The following is a 17,971-nucleotide window of genomic DNA, read 5'->3' on the forward strand; positions in this document are numbered from 1 at the left end:
TCCGCTAGTATCCAGTGTGAATGTACCAAGTCAAGAGTTTCTGAGGTCTTGAAAAGTTGCCATTTTCGTGCTTTCCTATGTAAGGACTCGGATTTGCCGGGTATAGAAGCGAAAGAAGGCGACAATGAGTAGTGCTTTTGATTGGCGCGCCAAGGCAGCATGCCGCGATAAAGATCCAGAGCTTTTCTTCCCGGTTGGAAACACCGGAGCTGCTTATCAGCAGATTGAAGAAGCTAAAGCTGTATGCCGTACCTGCAAAGTCATAGATGCGTGCTTAAAGTGTGCACTTGATACCAATCAGGATTACGGTGTTTGGGGAGGTCTGAGCGAGGATGAGCGTCGTGCTCTCAAGCGTAGGGCTATGAGGGCTCGCCGCTCGCAAGCAATGCAGATGCAAGCCTGAAACATATAACTCAAGTATTGCCTGGGGCTGTAAATCATTCATACGGTGATTTACAGCCCCTTTTCACGTCTCAAAGCTTATATATCCCGCACCATGAGGACCAATATGACAGGCTGCTTACTGTTGTGTAGTAATTTTTAGGAAAAGCTCGATATCAATCGGCAGAAAACGGCCATTTTGCAAGGTTGATAGTCACCGTCTACTGAAAAAACACTACACAATCGACATTCTGCACGTTGTAGCGTCACAATCGACAATATCTTGGTCGATTAGATTGTGGATTCTTGAGCAGCACGAAGCTTCATGTTGAGCACAACTCTGGTACCACCTTCACGCCTAGGCTCCCAGCGGACTGATCCACCGAAATCATTAGTAACAAAGGTATTGATGATTTGCGTACCTAATCCAGATCCACTTGTGCGAGCCAAACCGCCAGCAGATTCTGAGCTGTATCCATTACCATCATCCTCAACCACAACGCTGAGGTTATTTCCTCCCCGCCCCACGGAGATGATGATCTTACCCTGCTCTCGACCCTCAAAACCATGTTCAACAGCATTGGTAACTAACTCGGTAAGTACCAACGACAGCGGCGTCGCATCTTGCGCTGGCATCATGCCAAACTTACCCATGAATGAGATACTAATGTGCTGATCCTGAGTTGTGGCAAGATCTACGCTCATTTTCAACAAACTCGAAATTACCTTATCGAAGTCAACAACTTCATCAGCTGTCTGACTCAGCCCCTCATGCACTACAGCGATGGTCTGCACACGCCTCTGTGCCTCTTCCAATTCTTTTCGCACTTCCGGAAGTTTGGTACGTCTCGCTTGCAGTCTGAGCAACGCCGAAACCGCTTGAAGATTATTCTTCACTCGGTGGTGAATCTCGGAAATAGTGGCATCTTTTGTTTGGAGCTCCTGCTCACGCCGATGCAGCTCAGTAACATCTCTGCACAACACCACAGCGCCGATGCGGCCCGAATCATCAATGAGTGGTAGAGAACGTATTGACACCGCAGAACGGCTCGCATCCAGTTCTGAATCTATGGCTGCTTTTCCACTGAGCACTAATGGAAGAGATTCGGGAACCGGATCGTTCTCGCGAATCAATGAAGTACCGATTTCACTGAGATATCTGCCCTGCATTGTATCTATGGATCCGAGTCTTCTGAAACAGCTGATAGCATTCGGCGATGCATAACGGACAATACCCTCAGCGCTCAGAATGATGAAGCCGTCCGATACTCTGGCGTTATGCCGTTGATTTAACACTGAATCAATATATGGAAATTGGCCACGGGGAATCATCTCGAACAGTTCTTTGCCAGCATCGATACTTTCTGACTCATAACGACCATTCGATTCGCGTGTGGCCATATTTGTTTCTCTGACCACAAGCCCGAGCGTTTTACCTCGATGGTGGATTGGTGCATACACATCACAAACCACAGCCCGACCTCGAGTTCGCAGCGTGTTTGACCGGTAAATAAACTCCGATTCCATAGCCGCATCGAATTCCTGAGTAAGAGACGGAGAAATTCTTGTACCCACAACGTCTTCAGAGCGCAATGACATCACCGTAGAAGGCCTACATTGCTCAGCCACTACATAATGCCCATCCCCTGTTTGTAAGACCAGCAAGAGGTCTGCAAAACTCAAATCCGCGATGACCTGCCAATCAGCTACGAGGTGATGAAGCCACTCTCGATCTTCATTATTAAAATCGGGACGGGTGGCAAGGATGTGCGTAAAATCGGCCATGCTCTCCATCATAAGGCCGCGGGATAGGCTCTGTGAATTATCGACACTCACAAGACAAGACTTCACACATCATGTAAGCTACGGTATCGTAGGTTACGTTACCGTAGCTTTGATTTGAAAGGCAGCGAATATGAGTGCAAAGCAGTCAGCACCTCAACCAAGCTCTGAGTTCTCATCACCTAGCGGTTCTCAACACGGCAATTCACAACACAGCGCAAGCTCAGACAGCCGTACACAAAGCTCACTCAACGCTGAAAAGGGCACCAGCAGAGGCGAAATACTAAGAGAGCGAGCTAGAGCAAAAGCACAACGTATACTCGACAAAGCCGATGCAAAGGCTGCAAAGATTGAGGCCGCTGAGTCCTCGTCCGGACTTCAACCACACCTGAGGCTAGATGTCCACGGCCGCCCGAAGCCATTGCTACGCGGTTGGATTCATGCTGTTACTACTCCCCTTGCTCTTGCATCAGGAATTGTGCTGATCTGTCTAAGCCCGAGCACGTCGTTGAAATGGGCTTGTGCAGTTTTCATGACCTGTTCGCTTATCCTCTTTGGAAATTCCGCTCTCTATCATTTAGGCGATTGGTCGCCAAAAGTCACCGATATTCTCAGACGCATTGACCACGTCAATATCTTTCTGCTCATTGCAGGCACCTACACCCCTGCAGCCTTCGCACTCAACCATTTTTGGCAGCATGTAATCATTATCGGTCTTTGGTCTTGCACTGCTGTAGCGCTACTAGTCCATGTCATATGGATTAATGCCCCGCGCTGGCTGTATACCGTGGTGTACATCGTTTTTGGCGTCTCAGGGGTAGGATTCCTCGGCCTCTTCTGGCAATCGCCTAGCGCGGGGCCGGCAGTTGTTTGGTTAATTGTGGCCGGTGGTATTTGTTATATAGCAGGCGCAATCGTTTACGCTCTACGCAGGCCAAACCCTTGGCCAAAGGTTTTTGGTTTTCACGAAATATTTCATTGTGGAACCGTTGCAGGTTATGCATGCCACATGGTGGCAATATTCTTGGTGGTTTGTAGCATCCGATAAGCGTCATTGCTTAATGTCATCAAAGGCAAGCCGTAGACGATAGATTGGTATCGTTGTTGTGCTTAAGACAATCTACAGCTACGACTTGCTACCTGTTATACCTTCGTGAGCCCGTGAGTTCGGTAACAAACGGTGAACTCATCTCATCTACCTAAACGCGAACAGTCATCGCGCAAGCAGGAAGGCACACTACTTGAGTGGTTTAGCATCCAGAATCTCGACGGAGATTTCTTTGCCACTTGGTGCTTTATAGGAAACTTTATCGCCAGTCTTACCGCCAATAATTGCTGCACCAATAGGTGATTCTGGACTGATGACGTCGTAATCTGTAGCAACAGCAATATCTCGGGAGCCGAGAACATAGGTCATCTTGTTTCCAGCAAGATCAAGTTCAACGATAGAACCATTACCTACAGTCCCTGCCTTAGGAGCTTTCAGTATTTTGGTGTTACGAAGCTTAACGATAAGCTCGTTAATACGCCCTTCGTTTTTGCTCTGCTCTTCGCGCGCGGCTTGATAGCCACCGTTCTCGCTAAGATCACCTTCAGCTCTGGCAGCTGCAATACGTTCAGTGATCTCTTGACGAATCTCACCTTCACGCTTGGCAAGTTCCTGCTTAAGCTTGTCGTATGCTTCCTGCGTCAGCAGAATAGTCTTTTCCTCTGCCATGATTCCTCCTTGAACTATCCGTTGAGGTGATAGTTTATACCTGTTGTGGACCCGGACGCCGAATAGAAAAAGCGCCGGATTCACCGGCGCTGTGCGTTCGGTTGAAAGATGAGTTAACGCGTTGAGACAATATCTATGACGAATACCAAGGTATCGTCGCCGCCTATTCCTGCTTGAGGCACTCCCTGCGAGCCATAGCCGTACTCAGGTGGAATGGAAACTACTAAGCGCGAACCAACATTGTGCCCTGGGACAGTTTGATCCCAACCTTTAATAACCTGTCCGACACCAATACCGAAGCTCGCAGGCTGATGCCTTTGAAAACTGGAATCAAAAACCTCTTGGGAGCCCCAAGTTACACCGTGATAATTCACAGTGACAGTATCGCCTTTGCGCACCACCGGTCCATTGCCTTCTACGAGCTCCACAACTTTAAGCCCTGTGGGTGCATCCCCATCAAATTCGATGGTCGGTTGCGCACCGAATTCAGCATTCACTGTTGGCATGCTGTTATCTGCCATGGTTTCTCCTTCTTCGTCGCATATGAGTGTCTACGTTAGCGTTTTTTGCTAAACAATACAATTTCCAAGGGCTAATTGCTTTTCGCTTCCGTCACTTTAGTACAGCTGTGAGTACATTGCGCTGAGATAGAAAATCCCCAGCGCCGCAAGCACAACAGTGATTACAGTCACCGTAATTAAGAGCGGTACGCGCTTCGAAGCCCGTGGGCTAAGGAAGCGCCCCAAAGCGAATGCTACAAAACCGATAACAGCACAATTAAACGCCACGGCCCACAGATTCGAAGCTGCCAGGGCCTCTCCGCCCAAAGGAGTTACCAATGAATCAAATACTGAAGGAACAACGAAATAACCCCAAATGAGGAATCCAACTAGACCTACCGCACCAAAAACTAGTGGGCTGAGTTTCTCCGATACACGACTTCCCAACACATCAGCAATCCACAGCAATGCAAATCCCACTGTATAGGTGAAGCCTACGGCAAGTAGGCAAGCAACAGCTGCCCATGGAATCAACGCAATACTATGCTGCGGCGCCATGGCCAAATACAGTGGTGCACAGATAATCTCTAAAACGCACATCACACCCGCAGCTATAACTGCTTGTGTAGGCATATCAAGCCACTGCTTTGCACCCGATGATTCAAGTGATTTGGACGTATTACCTGACTGCCCCGCCATATAGCTCTTCTTTCCGTTTCTACGTAGATCTAAGAACATGCACAGCAAGCGTGCCAATTTGTAGGCCGCCGGCACCACATAGCCGCCGATGCGACCAATCCACAGTCGAATACTACAGTGAACATGTTAGGGCAATGAGACTACCGCCCAAAAGGCTTTGAGACTCTCACTGCACAAGTTGTCATACATGTTATACCAAGCGTTTTTTAACCTTTTACAGCATCTCATCTTCATCAAAGACTTCTTGCCGTATATATCATCCTAAGAATTTTCTAGACACGCCGATCCAAGTCAGGATTGCACATCTCACGGAGCCAAAGCTCAACCCTGATAATTAACGATTACTGCTCATAACACTCACAGATACGTCTACATCATCTTGCATCTTCGATAACGATCCGCATTACGGCGTGTAACAACAAGTGCCCCCGGTGGGAATCGAACCCACATGCCTTGCGGCGGCGGATTTTAAGTCCACAGCGTCTACCATTTCGCCACGGGGGCACAGCGACCGTAAACAGCCGCCTTGAGTATTATGCCACGTTTGTTTGGCTTTTAAGAAGACGACGCCCACAATCGAGCACAATTCCATCTAATAAACCGTGCTCACTGGCTATATACGAGCCAAGAGAGGTACCTTGCGTAGCCGCAGCTTCGCTGACACGCCGAAGGACTTCACTCCAAACCAAAGCACCTGCTCCAACCACATCAATTCTTCCAGGGTGGATAACATGTATCTCGGCACGTTCTGACTTACTCATGTGCAGCACGCGATTATTTGCCGCAATAACCTGTGAAAAATCTATGCGAGCTCCATCAACCTGATCACGATTGTAGGTATCCAATCCCAGTGCTAGTGCGCTCATAGTGGTTACAGTTCCTGAAACACCGATAATTGTTGAGGTTGAAGCAACATCAATATGCGTGAATGCTTCATCAATGTGCTTGTTGATATCAGCTACGGCCTCGTCAATTTGAGTTTCGCTTGGCGGATCATCTTGAAGGTGACGCTCTGTCATTCTGACTGAACCAATATTCATGGAGAAGGCCGAAGTGACAGCATTTTCAGCCGTGCTCACTCCGTCACCTCCCAATACCAGCTCGGTGGAACCTCCCCCAAGATCAACTACCAGATATGGCGGCTGTGGATTGTGCAGCGGTGACAACATGCTCGTGGCACCAAGAAAGCTCAACTCTGCTTCCTGGGCGCCTGGAATCACCTCTGGCCGAACCCCTAGGATTGCTTCGACTTGATCTTCGAATTCCCGTCGATTTGCTGCATCTCTCGTGGCTGAGGTTGCTACGAAACGTAACTTATCGACATCATGCTGCTGTAACACCTGAGCAAACTCACGACAGGCCGTGTACGCTCTCTCAAGTGCATCTCGTGAAAATTGATGCGTTTTATCTACATCCTGTCCGAGCCTGATTACTCTCAGCATCCTTGGGACGACTGGATGCAAACCCTCGTCATCAACCTCCGCCACCATGAGACGGATTGAGTTGGTACCGCAATCAATACCAGCGACAGTCACTGAATCCATATATCAACTCCCTTATCCTTGCAAAGCTCATATGCCCCAGACTCTGCTTGGCTACTATCCCAATCATCACAACGCTCAGGCATATCGCTTAGCAAGATCAGCATTGAACGATATGCTTCTACAGCTGCTACTGTGACCGGAATTTAGTTATTGCTTCGGTCATTGTATAGCGCGCAACGACAGACTTTCGGTGAAAACTCATCCTCAATTTGTGTCAACACCTGATCGCCTATTGGGTTAATGCCTTTGCCCATGACCAAACTCTGAGCGAGTAAAGCATGTAGGCATTTCACTCTTACTGGCATCCCTCCTGCGCTGGTACCCTCGATATGACTTTCATCATCCCCTAGACGTTGAGCTAAGGCGTGTCGGAAGCTCAAATACGACTCGTGAGCTCGTTGATACTGCTCAGCAAGATTCGCATCCTCAGCGAGCGAATCATTAAATATCCGCATTCCACCTTCTGCCTCAACATGAGACACAGCTTTTACAGCTTCTGGGCTGGTCAAGTAACAGGTAGTTGGAAACGGCACGCCGCCTTCCAACATCGGCCTAGTAATTACCGCTAATGGATTGCCACAAATGCAGCGTGCACCCACTGCAACAATTCCTCGCGGATATCTACCCAACTGTTTAGTGACAGTATCAACGTCTTCGGGTGTTGCCGGATTCTTCAAAACAGAATCCAAAAGCTCCTCGACTTTCATCCAAACCTCGTTCCGCTACATGCATCACACTGAACGGTATGCAGCAATCGTCTACTCATTGTTGTCAGTATTGCTATCAGTGCTGCCACTATCAGTACTGGTAGTTTCACTCTTACTAGTGCTATCGCTCTTAGTGCTGTTTTTGCTAGTGTGCTTACTGCTACCTTTGTCAGCCTTCTCAAAAGCCGACGCCATTTCCTCGTACCAGGGCTTATCTTCACTAGTACTGTTGTCTGAACTGCCATTACTCTCAGTGCTGGTCGTTCCTGTCACTGCCTCGGGGTGTAACACCCGAATAGCCTGTTCACCAGCGAATACAAATCCTAAACGATCTCGAGCCTGCGCGGTGACATACGCGTTGTCGTTCCAGCGGTTGATGTTATTTTCCAGTTCCTGCTTTTGCGCAATAAGTGAAGCTTCTTGCTTGCGCAAACTATTGAGTTGAGAAAGATTCAGCGCATAGGTATGAAAAGTGGAAACTAACTCTATGGATGCCAGAATCACGATAATCATCGCGATAAAAAATGAAATTGGCCCTGCGGTGCCGCGCTCTCGAGATGTTCTGGAATGACGTGTCTGAGAGTTCTTCTCTCCGTGTGGTGCAGTTTTGGAGGCCATGCTCACGAAAATACCCGCCACACTCGACTCGACGTGTGACGGGTATGCTCACAGCGACACCGGCGGAACCGACATCACCGAGAAAGCTTAGAAACTACTTGACGTACTTCTTGCAGGCCTTGAAAGCGCTGTATCCGGCGTACTGAGCAGCTGAGCCAAGCTCTTCTTCAATCTCAAGAAGACGGTTGTACTTAGCGATACGCTCACCACGAGCTGGTGCACCGGTCTTGATCTGTCGAGTGTTCTTTGCAACAGCAAGATCAGAGATCGTGGTGTCAGGAGTTTCGCCTGAACGGTGGGAAACCATTGAGGTGAAGCCATTAGCTGTTGCGAGCTCAATAGCATCAAGAGTCTCAGTTACAGTACCGATTTGGTTCAGCTTAACCAGCAGGGAGTTGGCGGCCTTGAGATCGATACCCTTCTGCAGACGCTTCGGGTTAGTCACGAGCAGATCGTCACCAACAAACTGAAGGCGATCACCGAGTTCAGCAGTAATCTTCTGCCATGCAGTCCAATCCTCTTCCTGGAATGGATCTTCGATGGAAACCAGTGGATACTTCTCTACAAGACCCTTGTAATAGTCCAGCAGCCAATCATCATCACGCAGCTCGCCCTCGAAGAGGTACTTGCCAGTCTCTTTGTCGTAGAACTCAGAGGAAGCGACATCAAGGGAGAGACCAATCTGCTCACCTGGCTTGTAGCCAGCCTTCTCGATGGACTCAACAATGAGGTCAAGTGCTTCAGCGTTGGAATCGAGGTTTGGTGCAAAACCACCCTCATCGCCAAGGCCAGTGCTCAGACCGCGTTCTTTAACGACGCCCTTGAGGGTGTGATAAACCTCTACGCCAGCGCGCAGAGCTTCCTTGTAGCTGTCGAAGCCATACGGGGACACCATGAATTCCTGAATGTCTACGTTGGAATCAGCGTGTGCGCCACCGTTCATGATATTCATGTTCGGTACAGGCAAGATGTGCCCATTAGTGCCACCCAAGTAACGGTAGAGAGGCAGATCTGCCGACTCAGCAGAGGCATAAATCGCTGCAAGGGAAACACCAAGAATGGCGTTCGCTCCAAGCTTGCCCTTGTTGGCGGTGCCGTCGAGCTCAATCATGGTTTCATCGAGTGCGCGCTGATCAGTAGCATCCAGACCGATAACGGCTGGTGCGATAATTTCGTTCACGGCCTTAACTGCATCAAGGACACCCTTGCCCTGATAACGTGACTTGTCGCCGTCACGACGTTCCCAAGCTTCCGCCTCGCCGGTGGAAGCTCCTGAAGGAACGAGTCCGAGGCCTTGGGCCCCATCCTCCGTCTCAAGAACTACCTCAACGGTCGGGTTGCCACGGGAGTCAAGAATTTCGCGTGCATAAACGCTTTCAATTGCTGCCACAACTTCTCCTTAAGACATGTGTGTTGTGCTGTCGTTATTAAGACTAGTGCGTTTGTTGGACGATAGCGAGGCCAGTGCGCCTTATCTCTGTGAACGCTCACAGGCATCCTAAGCTATTGGAAAATATGGAGTCAACGCAGATACCGACTCCATAAGGGCAGCAAAATTATTTCAAAGCTTCAAAAAAATGCTGATGAAGCAGCTATCTCTATACTCAACTTATGGATAGTTAATCGTTAGCTTCTGGGCCTCGCGCTCCAAGCCAAATCCTCAAGCAACTGATCTACCCAAGACATCACTGCTTGTGAATCCATCGCTGAGGAACCCAGAGAACCTGCAAATGGAGCAGGGACCAGCAGAGTGTGTGTAACTGGACGGTATTGGCACCCAGAATAGATACGCTGCAATCTCATCATCACGGATTCAGGCGGATCGATACGTGCTACGCGTACGTTACGTCCCTGAGCAATGATTTCAGTGATACCAAGAGCTTTAGCTTTCTCGCGGAGTCTTGCTATGTCGAACAAAACATCAAGCTCAGAGGGAAGTTTGCCGTAGCGGTCGCTAAGTTCATCACGAAGTTCGTCTAAATCATGCTCACTATGAGCTGCCGCAAGCTTTTGATAGGCCTCCAGACGCAGCTTGTCGGAATCAATGTAATACACCGGAATAGAAGCTTCTATTGGCAAATCAATGCTGACCGATTGCTCTTCCTGTTTGTCTGGCTCTTTGACATGCGCTACTGCTTGGGAAACCATACGGATATATAGGTCAAAACCCACACCTTCGATATGCCCTGACTGTTCGTCTCCGAGAAGATTTCCAGTACCGCGCAGCTCCAAATCCTTCATCGCGACATCAAAACCAGAACCTAAGGAACTGTTCTGTGCAATCGTCGCCAAACGATCGTGCGCAGTTTGGGTCATCGTTTTGCTGGGGTCATAGAGGAAGTATGCATAAGCACGCTCCCGTCCGCGGCCAACTCGTCCACGCAACTGATGCAACTGACTAAGTCCGAAACGATCTGCATGATCAACAATAAGAGTATTGGCATTAGAAATATCAAGGCCGGTCTCAATAATCGTGGTGCACACTAGCACATTGATATCCCGACGCCAGAAATCACGGATTACCGCATCAAGCTGCTTCTCCCCCATTTTTCCATTAGCGATTCCCACTTTGGCTTCAGGCACCAACTCGGATATTTTTGCCGCCGTCCTAGCAATATCTTCAACTCTGTTGTGTACGTAGAAAACCTGGCCACCTCTGAGCAGCTCTCTGCGGAGCGCAGCAGTAACCTGTGCATCTTCATACGCACCAACATAGGTCAGCACTGGTAAACGATCTTCAGGAGGTGTTGCCAGAGTCGACATTTCACGGATACCGGTGACGGCCATCTCCAAGGTTCTAGGAATTGGTGTTGCAGACAGGCTGAGTACATCCACATTTGTGCGTAACGCTTTTAACGTTTCCTTATGCTCTACTCCGAAACGCTGTTCCTCATCAATAATTACCAGACCGAGATCTTTGAACTTGATTTTCGGATTAAGTAGCTTATGAGTACCGATGACAATGTCAACACCGCCGTCGGCCAAGGCCTCAATGGTGGCAGATATTTCCTTGGCTGTCTGGAATCTGCTTAAGGCCGCGATACGCACCGGAAAACCTTCAAATCGTTCGGTGAAGGTCTCGAAATGCTGCTGAACCAACAATGTGGTCGGCACCAGAATCACCACTTGTTTGGAGTCTTGGACAGCCTTGAACGCAGCGCGCAAAGCAATCTCGGTTTTTCCGAAACCAACATCGCCGCATATCAAACGATCCATTGGCATGGGGCGTTCCATGTCATGTTTGACCTCGTCGATGGTGGTAAGTTGATCGGGAGTCTCCTGGTATGGGAAAGCATCCTCCAGCTCTTTTTGCCAAGGTGTATCGGGGCTGAAGGAGAAACCTTCTGTACGCTGTCTTGCCGAATACAACTTGACCAAATCTTCTGCAATCTGCCGTACGTGTTTACGAGCTTTCGCTTTGGTCGCAGCCCAGTCACCTCCGCCCAATTTATTGAGTTTAGGAACCTCAGCGCCAATATATTTACTGACCAAATCTAGCTGGTCCGTGGGTATGAAGAGCTTGTCTGCGGGTGCCCCACGCTTACTAGGGGCATACTCGATGACTAAATACTCACGCTGCGCTTGTTGAGCACCCTTCCCGACCGTGCGTTGACGCATCTGTACAAAACGGCCTATACCGTGTTGCTCATGCACCACATAGTCGCCAGGTTTAAGCTCCATTAAATCGATAGCTTTACGACGACGTTTAGGCGTTTTCGTTACTTGAGATGCGCTGGTATGGCCAGTGAGATCTCGTTCAGTCAACAGTGCGAACTTTGCCCGCTCATCAATAAAACCGTCAAGAGCAAATGAACGGACAGCACGAAAATCAGTAATACCTGTCTCATGGATCACACGTGTAAGTCTGTTCAATGTGCCTTGTGCGGCCGATGTAATAGTTACCGTAATCCCGGCATCTATAAGACCTCTAATGCCAGAACTTGCTCGTTCCTCAACGCCTCTGAATTCTTCGGGTTGATGCGCGTCAATCTGAATATGACCAGGACGTGAGCTATCTACACTGAAGTCAGTGAGTTTCCACAACTCCCTCTGGGAGAAAGCGATTGATGAGATAACTTCATCAATATCCAAAAAACTCGCTTGATCGAAACTTATCGGTGCTCCTGAGCTATGCCCTGAGGCAGCGATATGCCAGCTTGCTGCTAAAAACTCATTCGCTGTTTTTGACAAGTCTTCTGCAGCTCTGCGTAAGCGTTCAGGATCGGAAAGCATCACCACTGAATTCTTAGGCAATAAGTCAGGCACTGCATCTAAGTGATCCACCAACGCAGGCAGCAAAGATTCCATACCCTCAACTGCTATGGCTTGCGATATAGATTCGAGCATGTCATCCGCATTCGGAATCTGGCCAATAAGCTCCTTGGCACGCACTCGAACGCGTTCGTCTAACTGCATTTCCCTGCATGCTGTTGCCCACACACTGCGAATGTTGTCACCATATGTACGCTGGTCTGAAGCATTGAACTCATGAATCGCATCAACTTCGTCGCCAAAGTATTCAATACGCAGTGGATGTGGAGCAGTTGGAGGGAAGACATCGAGGATGCCTCCACGGACTGCAAATTCGCCGCGATCCATAACTAAATCGACACGGGTGTATGCATTCTGCACTAGACGCTCGACCGCATTATCAAGGCCAAGATCTTCGCCTATGCGAAACACCAAAGGCTGCACATCGCCTAGTCCCGCAACCACGGGCTGTATCAGTGAGCGAACTGGCATTACCAGAATTCTGATAGGCCCAAACATGCCGTCGTTGCCCTCAGGATGTGCTAAGCGTCGGAAAACAGCCATGCGTGAGGCAACGGTATCGGCTCGAGGTGAAAGCCGCTCATGAGGTAAGGTTTCCCATGCTTCAAGAACCGCAACATCATTAGACTCCGAGCCGTACCAGGAGCGTAATGCCTCAGCCATATCCTGTGCTTCACGTCCAGAAGGTACCACCACAACAACCGGCTTACGCTCTGCAACCGCAGCAGCAAGAGCGGATCGTACACCTAGTGATGCAGCCACCGTTAGGCTCGGGTCAGTGTCAGAATCTGGCAACTCCACATTGCCATAATGCAGGTCGTGGAAACTGTGATCAGCATCAAGCAGCGCTAAGAATTCATGCAACGAGTTCATTCCTGCGGTCTGAGAGCCCAACTCACGGGCGTTTTGCTGCTCAGTTGAATGCTGGTCGGCTTGATTATTCCGCTCCATATGCTCGTGATTTGTCGACTGAGCATGAGTTCGACGAGTTGCAGTTGCACTATCTGCCATTAAAATTCTCCTGTGCTGCAGCCAAACCATGAGTAATCAGAGTTTCAGCAGCATCCGCACCATCCGCTAGAAAATCTGGCAGCTGAGCCTTCTGGTCTCGAGAAAAGCCACCCAATACCCAGTTCACCGTATTGCGATGAGCATCACCTTGCCTCGCCGCATGCCCAACTCCCAAGCGAACCCTGCCATAGGCGTTACTGCCGAGAGATTTATCAATGGATTTAATACCGTTGTGTCCTCCGGCTGAACCACCGGATTTTACCTTAATACGTCCATATTCAAGATCCATATCATCATGAATCACCACTATCTGATGAGGATCAATATCGTAGTAGGCAGCGATTGACGCCACAGCATTGCCAGATTCATTCATAAAAGTCAGCGGTTTTGCCAAAAAGAACCGAATCTGTTTCCCGTCAAGGCGCAATATGCCTTTACCGAGTTTAGCTAGACCTTTGTGATCCGACATGGATATCGTCCAACGCTGTGCAAGCACATCGGCACACATGAAGCCCATGTTGTGCCTAGTACCCTCATACTCCTTGCCTGGATTGCCCAGTCCAACGATGAGCCAACAATCAGATGCCATTACCTTGCCTTCTATCAACACCACTGCTGCTGTACACAGCTTGTTCAATACACCGCTTTAACGGCACTGCTCTTAACAACGTCGCTTCAATCTCTCCTTGGGCAAAGCTGTGTCTATCGGCAGCTACTCACCTATCAGTGATTACTGCATATAGAAGCGTTATACCCAAACCGTACAGATTCTACCAATGGAGTTGACGACACCAAACGATTCAGCTCCTACAGTAGGAGCAATAGCGCCTGCAGTCTGATGAGATTCGAACTCAACTGGGTGTGTTTTCGATTGATATATGAGCGCGCTCAACAGTCGTAGGCACCAATTCAATTTAGAGGCTGATACCAATAGGCAACATCATGATGTACCCCGTGAGAATCAGCGGCTGCTTGCGGCAGCAAACCATATTGAGTGAAATTAAAACGTTTCATTAGCGACATTGAAGCGCGATTATCGGCGAATATCACGGTAATCAGCTTGTCATAGCGTAGTTCCCGCGCAGTGTGCAATCCCCACCTCACCAATGCAGATCCTAATCCGCGTCCTCGGTGGGAAACATCAACGTAATAGCTCAGCTCCACATCGGCATCATAACCAGGGCGGGGATGAAATCGAGAAATGGAAGCAAAAGCAATCTTTTCACCTGCCTCTTCAACAACGATTACCGGATATTGCTCCCGTGGTGCATGTGAGTGAAGCCACACACTGCGCTGCTGGATATTTTGTACGGTGGTATCCGCGCTGGATCCACCCGTAGCGACCGCCTGATTGTAGATATCAGTGATAGCTGTGAGATCATCATCTTGAGCGAGACGAATCTGACAAGCATCTGGGAGCCCGAAACTATGTTGAGCATTCGCGTTGCTTTCACTCACCTTGTTGTGCCTCCACAGCTTTCGTCACTGCCTCTTTCAACCGTTGTTGGGCTTCACCATACGCACTGAAATCTCCCTTTTGCAGAGCTGCATCGGAATCCTTAATTGCCTGATTGGCGTCGTCAAGAGCCTTCTGCAATGCAGCGCTGTGTTGGCTTGTCGAACTGTCTGACGTATTCGAATCTCCATCACTATTTGATGAAGAGTTGTTGTTATCTGCAGAACCATTTGCACCAGATGACTCAGCTGTAGAGTTGTCTGCATCGCCTGCAGAAGCTCCGGAATCACCGCCAAAGACCTGATCGAGAGCTTCATCCAAGGTATCTGCAAATCCAACCTGATCTCCAAAGGCGACTAAGACCTTTTTCAACAATGGGAAGCTGGTTTTTCCACTTGACTCAACATAAACCGGCTCGATATACACTAGTCCACCACCAATAGGCAGTGTCAACAAATTACCACGTTTTACATTGGTACTGCCCGATTCAAGCAGATTGAGTTCCTTAGAGACATCAGCGTTAGCGTTGAAATTATTTTGCGCTTGACCAGGTCCTGGCACATTAGAGTTTTTTGGCAATTCCATTAACCGCAGGGTGCCGTAATTCGGACCTATTTTGCCCTTCTCATTACCAGCGTCGGAGTCCACAGAAAGGAATCCAGTAAGGATTTCTCTTGTGACACTTCCAGCAGGAATGTAGCTAGAAGTTAAAGAGAATGTCGGCTCTTTCGCTCCCTGATTTTGCATCGTTAGGTAGTATGGCGGCTGCAACACACCATCTGCCTGATTCTGCTTTGATTCGACAGGATCAATCGGAGTCTGCCAGAAGTCCTCACCCGAGAAGAACTGACTAGCTGAAGTCACATGATATTTCGAGAGCAGTTGACGTTGGACTTTGAAGAGGCTTTCAGGGTAACGAAGATGACTCATCAAATCCCCAGAGATCTGAGAAACTGGCTTATATTGCTGTGGGAATATCTGTTGCCAAGCTTTCAACACCGGATCACTAGGATCCCAAGCATATAAATCGACAGAACCATCATATGCGTCAACTGTTGCCTTCACAGAGTTGCGTATGTAGTTCACATTCTGTGAACTCAAGCTCTGAATAGTGCTGGATGTCTTCGTAGTAGAATCTTGCGTCGCCGAGCCAAGATCAACAGTTTGGGCATACGGGTAATTCGAAGATGTTGTGTATCCATCCACAATCCATTTGACTCGCCCGTTAACCACTGCCGGATAAACGCGACCATCCAAGGTGAGATAAGGTGCAACTTTCGCTACGCGCTCCTTAGGACTGCGATCATAAAGAATCTGCGAATCGGAGGTTACTCGGTCGGAAAATAATATTTGATCAGAGCCAAAACGAATTGCATACATCAGACGTGATGCTAGATTACCCACGCTAGGACCACCATTACCATCAAAAGTATTCGTGGCTCCTTCAGAACCAGTCGGGTAATCAAACTCCCATGCTTTCGTCCCCTGTGGAGAACCGACGATGGAATATTCCGGAGCATTCGGGGAAAAGTAAATTCGCGGTTCATAATGCTGCGAATCAGTGAGCTTCCCCTGAGTTGGAATGCCTTGCTCGAAAAATTCGGGCTGTCCGTCAGCAGTGACCTTATTACCGTACGCCGCTACAACACCGTATCCGTGGGTATACACAGTATGGTCATTGACCCAGTTGCGATTATCATTACCAGCCAGATTCAGCTCACGCGCACCAATCACGGTATCTTGACTGGTTCCATCAATGTCGTATTTATCAACGGCGAGCGTATCTTCAAAACTGTAATATTGCTTCGATTGCTGTAATTGTCGGAAAGTCGGTGAAACAACCTGTGGGTCGAGCAGACGTATCTGTGCTGTGGTTTCTGCATCCTGCGCTAAGGCACCAGATTCACCGGTTGTTGTTGCTTGGTAGGAATTGCTTTTCAGACCGGTGAGTCCATAGGCTGTCTTGGTTGCATCGATATTTCGTTGAATATAGGTGGATTCAAGTTCCTGAGCGTTTGGGTTGACCTTGAAGCGCTGCAAGAGCATAGGCCAAACCCCACTCAGAGCAATGGCAACAACTACAACCACAGCAATGGCTACAGCAGGTGTACGCCATTGTCTAAATGCGGCAGCTGCTGAAGAAGCAGGCTGCGAGGATTCTCCAAGTCCTTTTGCCTTCATAATCCAGACACCGAGCACGACGCCGAGGATTGCTGTGAGAGCTGCGAGCACAATCGTTACCGGCACTGTGGCATGAACAGAAGTATAAGAGGCGCCAGTAATTCGATCACCTTGTTCGAAAAGTAAATCGAACATCCCTAAAACATTGCTTGCTGCCCAGGAGAGCATAGTCAGAATCAGCCAGATACCAATCTGTCTACGTGAACGTTTTGTCATGTTGACAATGCCATGACCATGCACTGGCATAGTTAAGCGAACTGCACCCATGAGCACATGAGTGACTAGTGAGAACACCAAAGCAGCAATGAGCAACATCAATATTGCTCTGGCGACTAGCTGTAGACCAGGGAGGATGAATACGTAGAAGCCATTGTCAATGCCAAATTGCGGATCTTTCACACCAAATGATTGTGCATTAAACATCAACAGAATTTGTGACCAATCAGCATTAAACTGCGAGCCAAATATCAATCCAACCACAAGCGAAATAACCACGGCAATACGTCGAGCAAAGCGCGAGCTCACGCCTTTACCAATCTCGATAATGTCGCCACGCACACGAATCTTCGAACCATCGGAAAAATCTGGACGTGCTCGAATCGCCAAAGTTGCAGATACGTAAGTCACAGCAGCCATGAGCAAGGCATATGCCACCCAAAGGCCGACCTTGACACCGAGCTGAGTCCAAATCACGCTAGCGAAGCCCAACTGTGAATACCACATAACATCTGTAGCAAAACGAGTAATCAGCATAAAGATTGCTGCAAGAACTGCAAGGATTAACGCGATAACAATGAGCGGCTTTGACCAAGAAAATCCAGCATTTGAGCCTTTATGACCCTTTGACGATGGTGGCACACGACCACCGCTCTTGCCAGGGCGAACGCTCTGACCTCGTGATGACTCACTGGGTTCTTCACCATCAGCTTGAACATTCAAGATGATGGGTTCATCATCATCTTTGTTGTTCTTGGAGTCAGGATTACGACCAGAATCGAACATACCAGCGAAGCTATCAAAGAAAGACATACATAAAGCCTACATGAGTATTCCAGCATGTTTTAAGCTATGTATGGCATTTACACATAAGCACCCTGCACAGT

14 protein-coding genes and 1 tRNA gene are annotated in these 17,971 nt (G+C 48.7%); 2 read left to right on the forward strand and 13 right to left on the reverse strand.

The window, feature by feature from the left end:
- Positions 1-124: 124 nt before the first annotated feature.
- Entirely contained in the window at positions 125-403 is a 279-nt protein-coding gene (locus LKI20_RS06825; RefSeq protein WP_033495370.1) for a WhiB family transcriptional regulator, read from the forward strand.
- 269 nt (positions 404-672) lie between these two features.
- On the opposite strand, the gene LKI20_RS06830 is transcribed toward LKI20_RS06825, so the two are convergent.
- Positions 673-2,166, reverse strand: coding sequence for a sensor histidine kinase (locus tag LKI20_RS06830; protein WP_291771982.1), 1,494 nt, complete (start codon positions 2,164-2,166; stop codon positions 673-675).
- A gap of 130 nt (positions 2,167-2,296) precedes the next feature.
- Between LKI20_RS06830 and trhA the strand changes: the two genes are divergently transcribed.
- Entirely contained in the window at positions 2,297-3,211 is a 915-nt protein-coding gene (gene trhA, locus LKI20_RS06835) for a PAQR family membrane homeostasis protein TrhA (RefSeq protein WP_291771985.1), read from the forward strand.
- Positions 3,212-3,400: 189 nt separating this feature from the next.
- On the opposite strand, the gene LKI20_RS06840 is transcribed toward trhA, so the two are convergent.
- From LKI20_RS06840 to LKI20_RS06895, 12 genes are all read right to left on the reverse strand, one after another.
- The gene (locus LKI20_RS06840) at positions 3,401-3,880 is read right to left on the reverse strand and encodes a GreA/GreB family elongation factor (protein WP_291771988.1); all 480 of its coding nucleotides are present in this window, start codon (positions 3,878-3,880) and stop codon (positions 3,401-3,403) included.
- Between the two features lie 113 nt (positions 3,881-3,993).
- Positions 3,994-4,401, reverse strand: a complete 408-nt coding sequence (locus LKI20_RS06845) for an FKBP-type peptidyl-prolyl cis-trans isomerase (RefSeq protein ID WP_291771991.1) — start codon at positions 4,399-4,401, stop codon at positions 3,994-3,996.
- A 96-nt stretch (positions 4,402-4,497) separates the two neighbouring features.
- On the reverse strand, positions 4,498-5,079 hold the full coding sequence (locus tag LKI20_RS06850) for a cadmium transporter (RefSeq protein ID WP_291771994.1): 582 nt from the start codon (positions 5,077-5,079) through the stop codon (positions 4,498-4,500).
- Positions 5,080-5,502: 423 nt separating this feature from the next.
- Positions 5,503-5,583 (reverse strand) — tRNA-Leu (locus LKI20_RS06855).
- Positions 5,584-5,612: 29 nt separating this feature from the next.
- On the reverse strand, positions 5,613-6,623 hold the full coding sequence (locus LKI20_RS06860; protein ID WP_291771997.1) for a Ppx/GppA phosphatase family protein: 1,011 nt from the start codon (positions 6,621-6,623) through the stop codon (positions 5,613-5,615).
- Positions 6,624-6,766: 143 nt separating this feature from the next.
- Positions 6,767-7,330 carry a DUF501 domain-containing protein gene (locus LKI20_RS06865; protein ID WP_291772000.1) on the reverse strand — a complete coding sequence of 188 codons (564 nt, stop codon included), beginning with the start codon at positions 7,328-7,330 and terminating at the stop codon, positions 6,767-6,769.
- 51 nt (positions 7,331-7,381) lie between these two features.
- On the reverse strand, positions 7,382-7,948 hold the full coding sequence (locus LKI20_RS06870) for an FtsB family cell division protein (protein WP_291773427.1): 567 nt from the start codon (positions 7,946-7,948) through the stop codon (positions 7,382-7,384).
- Positions 7,949-8,042: 94 nt separating this feature from the next.
- On the reverse strand, positions 8,043-9,338 hold the full coding sequence (gene eno / locus LKI20_RS06875; RefSeq protein WP_291772003.1) for a phosphopyruvate hydratase: 1,296 nt from the start codon (positions 9,336-9,338) through the stop codon (positions 8,043-8,045).
- Between the two features lie 236 nt (positions 9,339-9,574).
- On the reverse strand, positions 9,575-13,093 hold the full coding sequence (gene mfd / locus LKI20_RS06880) for a transcription-repair coupling factor (protein WP_291773429.1): 3,519 nt from the start codon (positions 13,091-13,093) through the stop codon (positions 9,575-9,577).
- Between the two features lie 127 nt (positions 13,094-13,220).
- A complete protein-coding gene (pth, locus tag LKI20_RS06885) occupies positions 13,221-13,820 on the reverse strand; it encodes an aminoacyl-tRNA hydrolase (RefSeq protein ID WP_291772006.1) in 600 nt (199 codons plus the stop codon).
- Positions 13,821-14,140: 320 nt separating this feature from the next.
- Positions 14,141-14,689: a GNAT family N-acetyltransferase gene (locus LKI20_RS06890; protein ID WP_291772009.1), complete on the reverse strand. Its 549-nt coding sequence runs from the start codon at positions 14,687-14,689 to the stop codon at positions 14,141-14,143.
- Positions 14,682-17,897 carry a UPF0182 family membrane protein gene (locus LKI20_RS06895; RefSeq protein WP_291772012.1) on the reverse strand — a complete coding sequence of 1,072 codons (3,216 nt, stop codon included), beginning with the start codon at positions 17,895-17,897 and terminating at the stop codon, positions 14,682-14,684. The genes LKI20_RS06890 and LKI20_RS06895 overlap by 8 nt, the downstream gene beginning before the upstream one ends.
- Between the last annotated feature and the right edge of the window lie 74 nt (positions 17,898-17,971).

This window comes from Bifidobacterium sp., assembly GCF_022647885.1.
Taxonomy (GTDB): Bacteria; Actinomycetota; Actinomycetes; order Actinomycetales; family Bifidobacteriaceae; genus Bombiscardovia.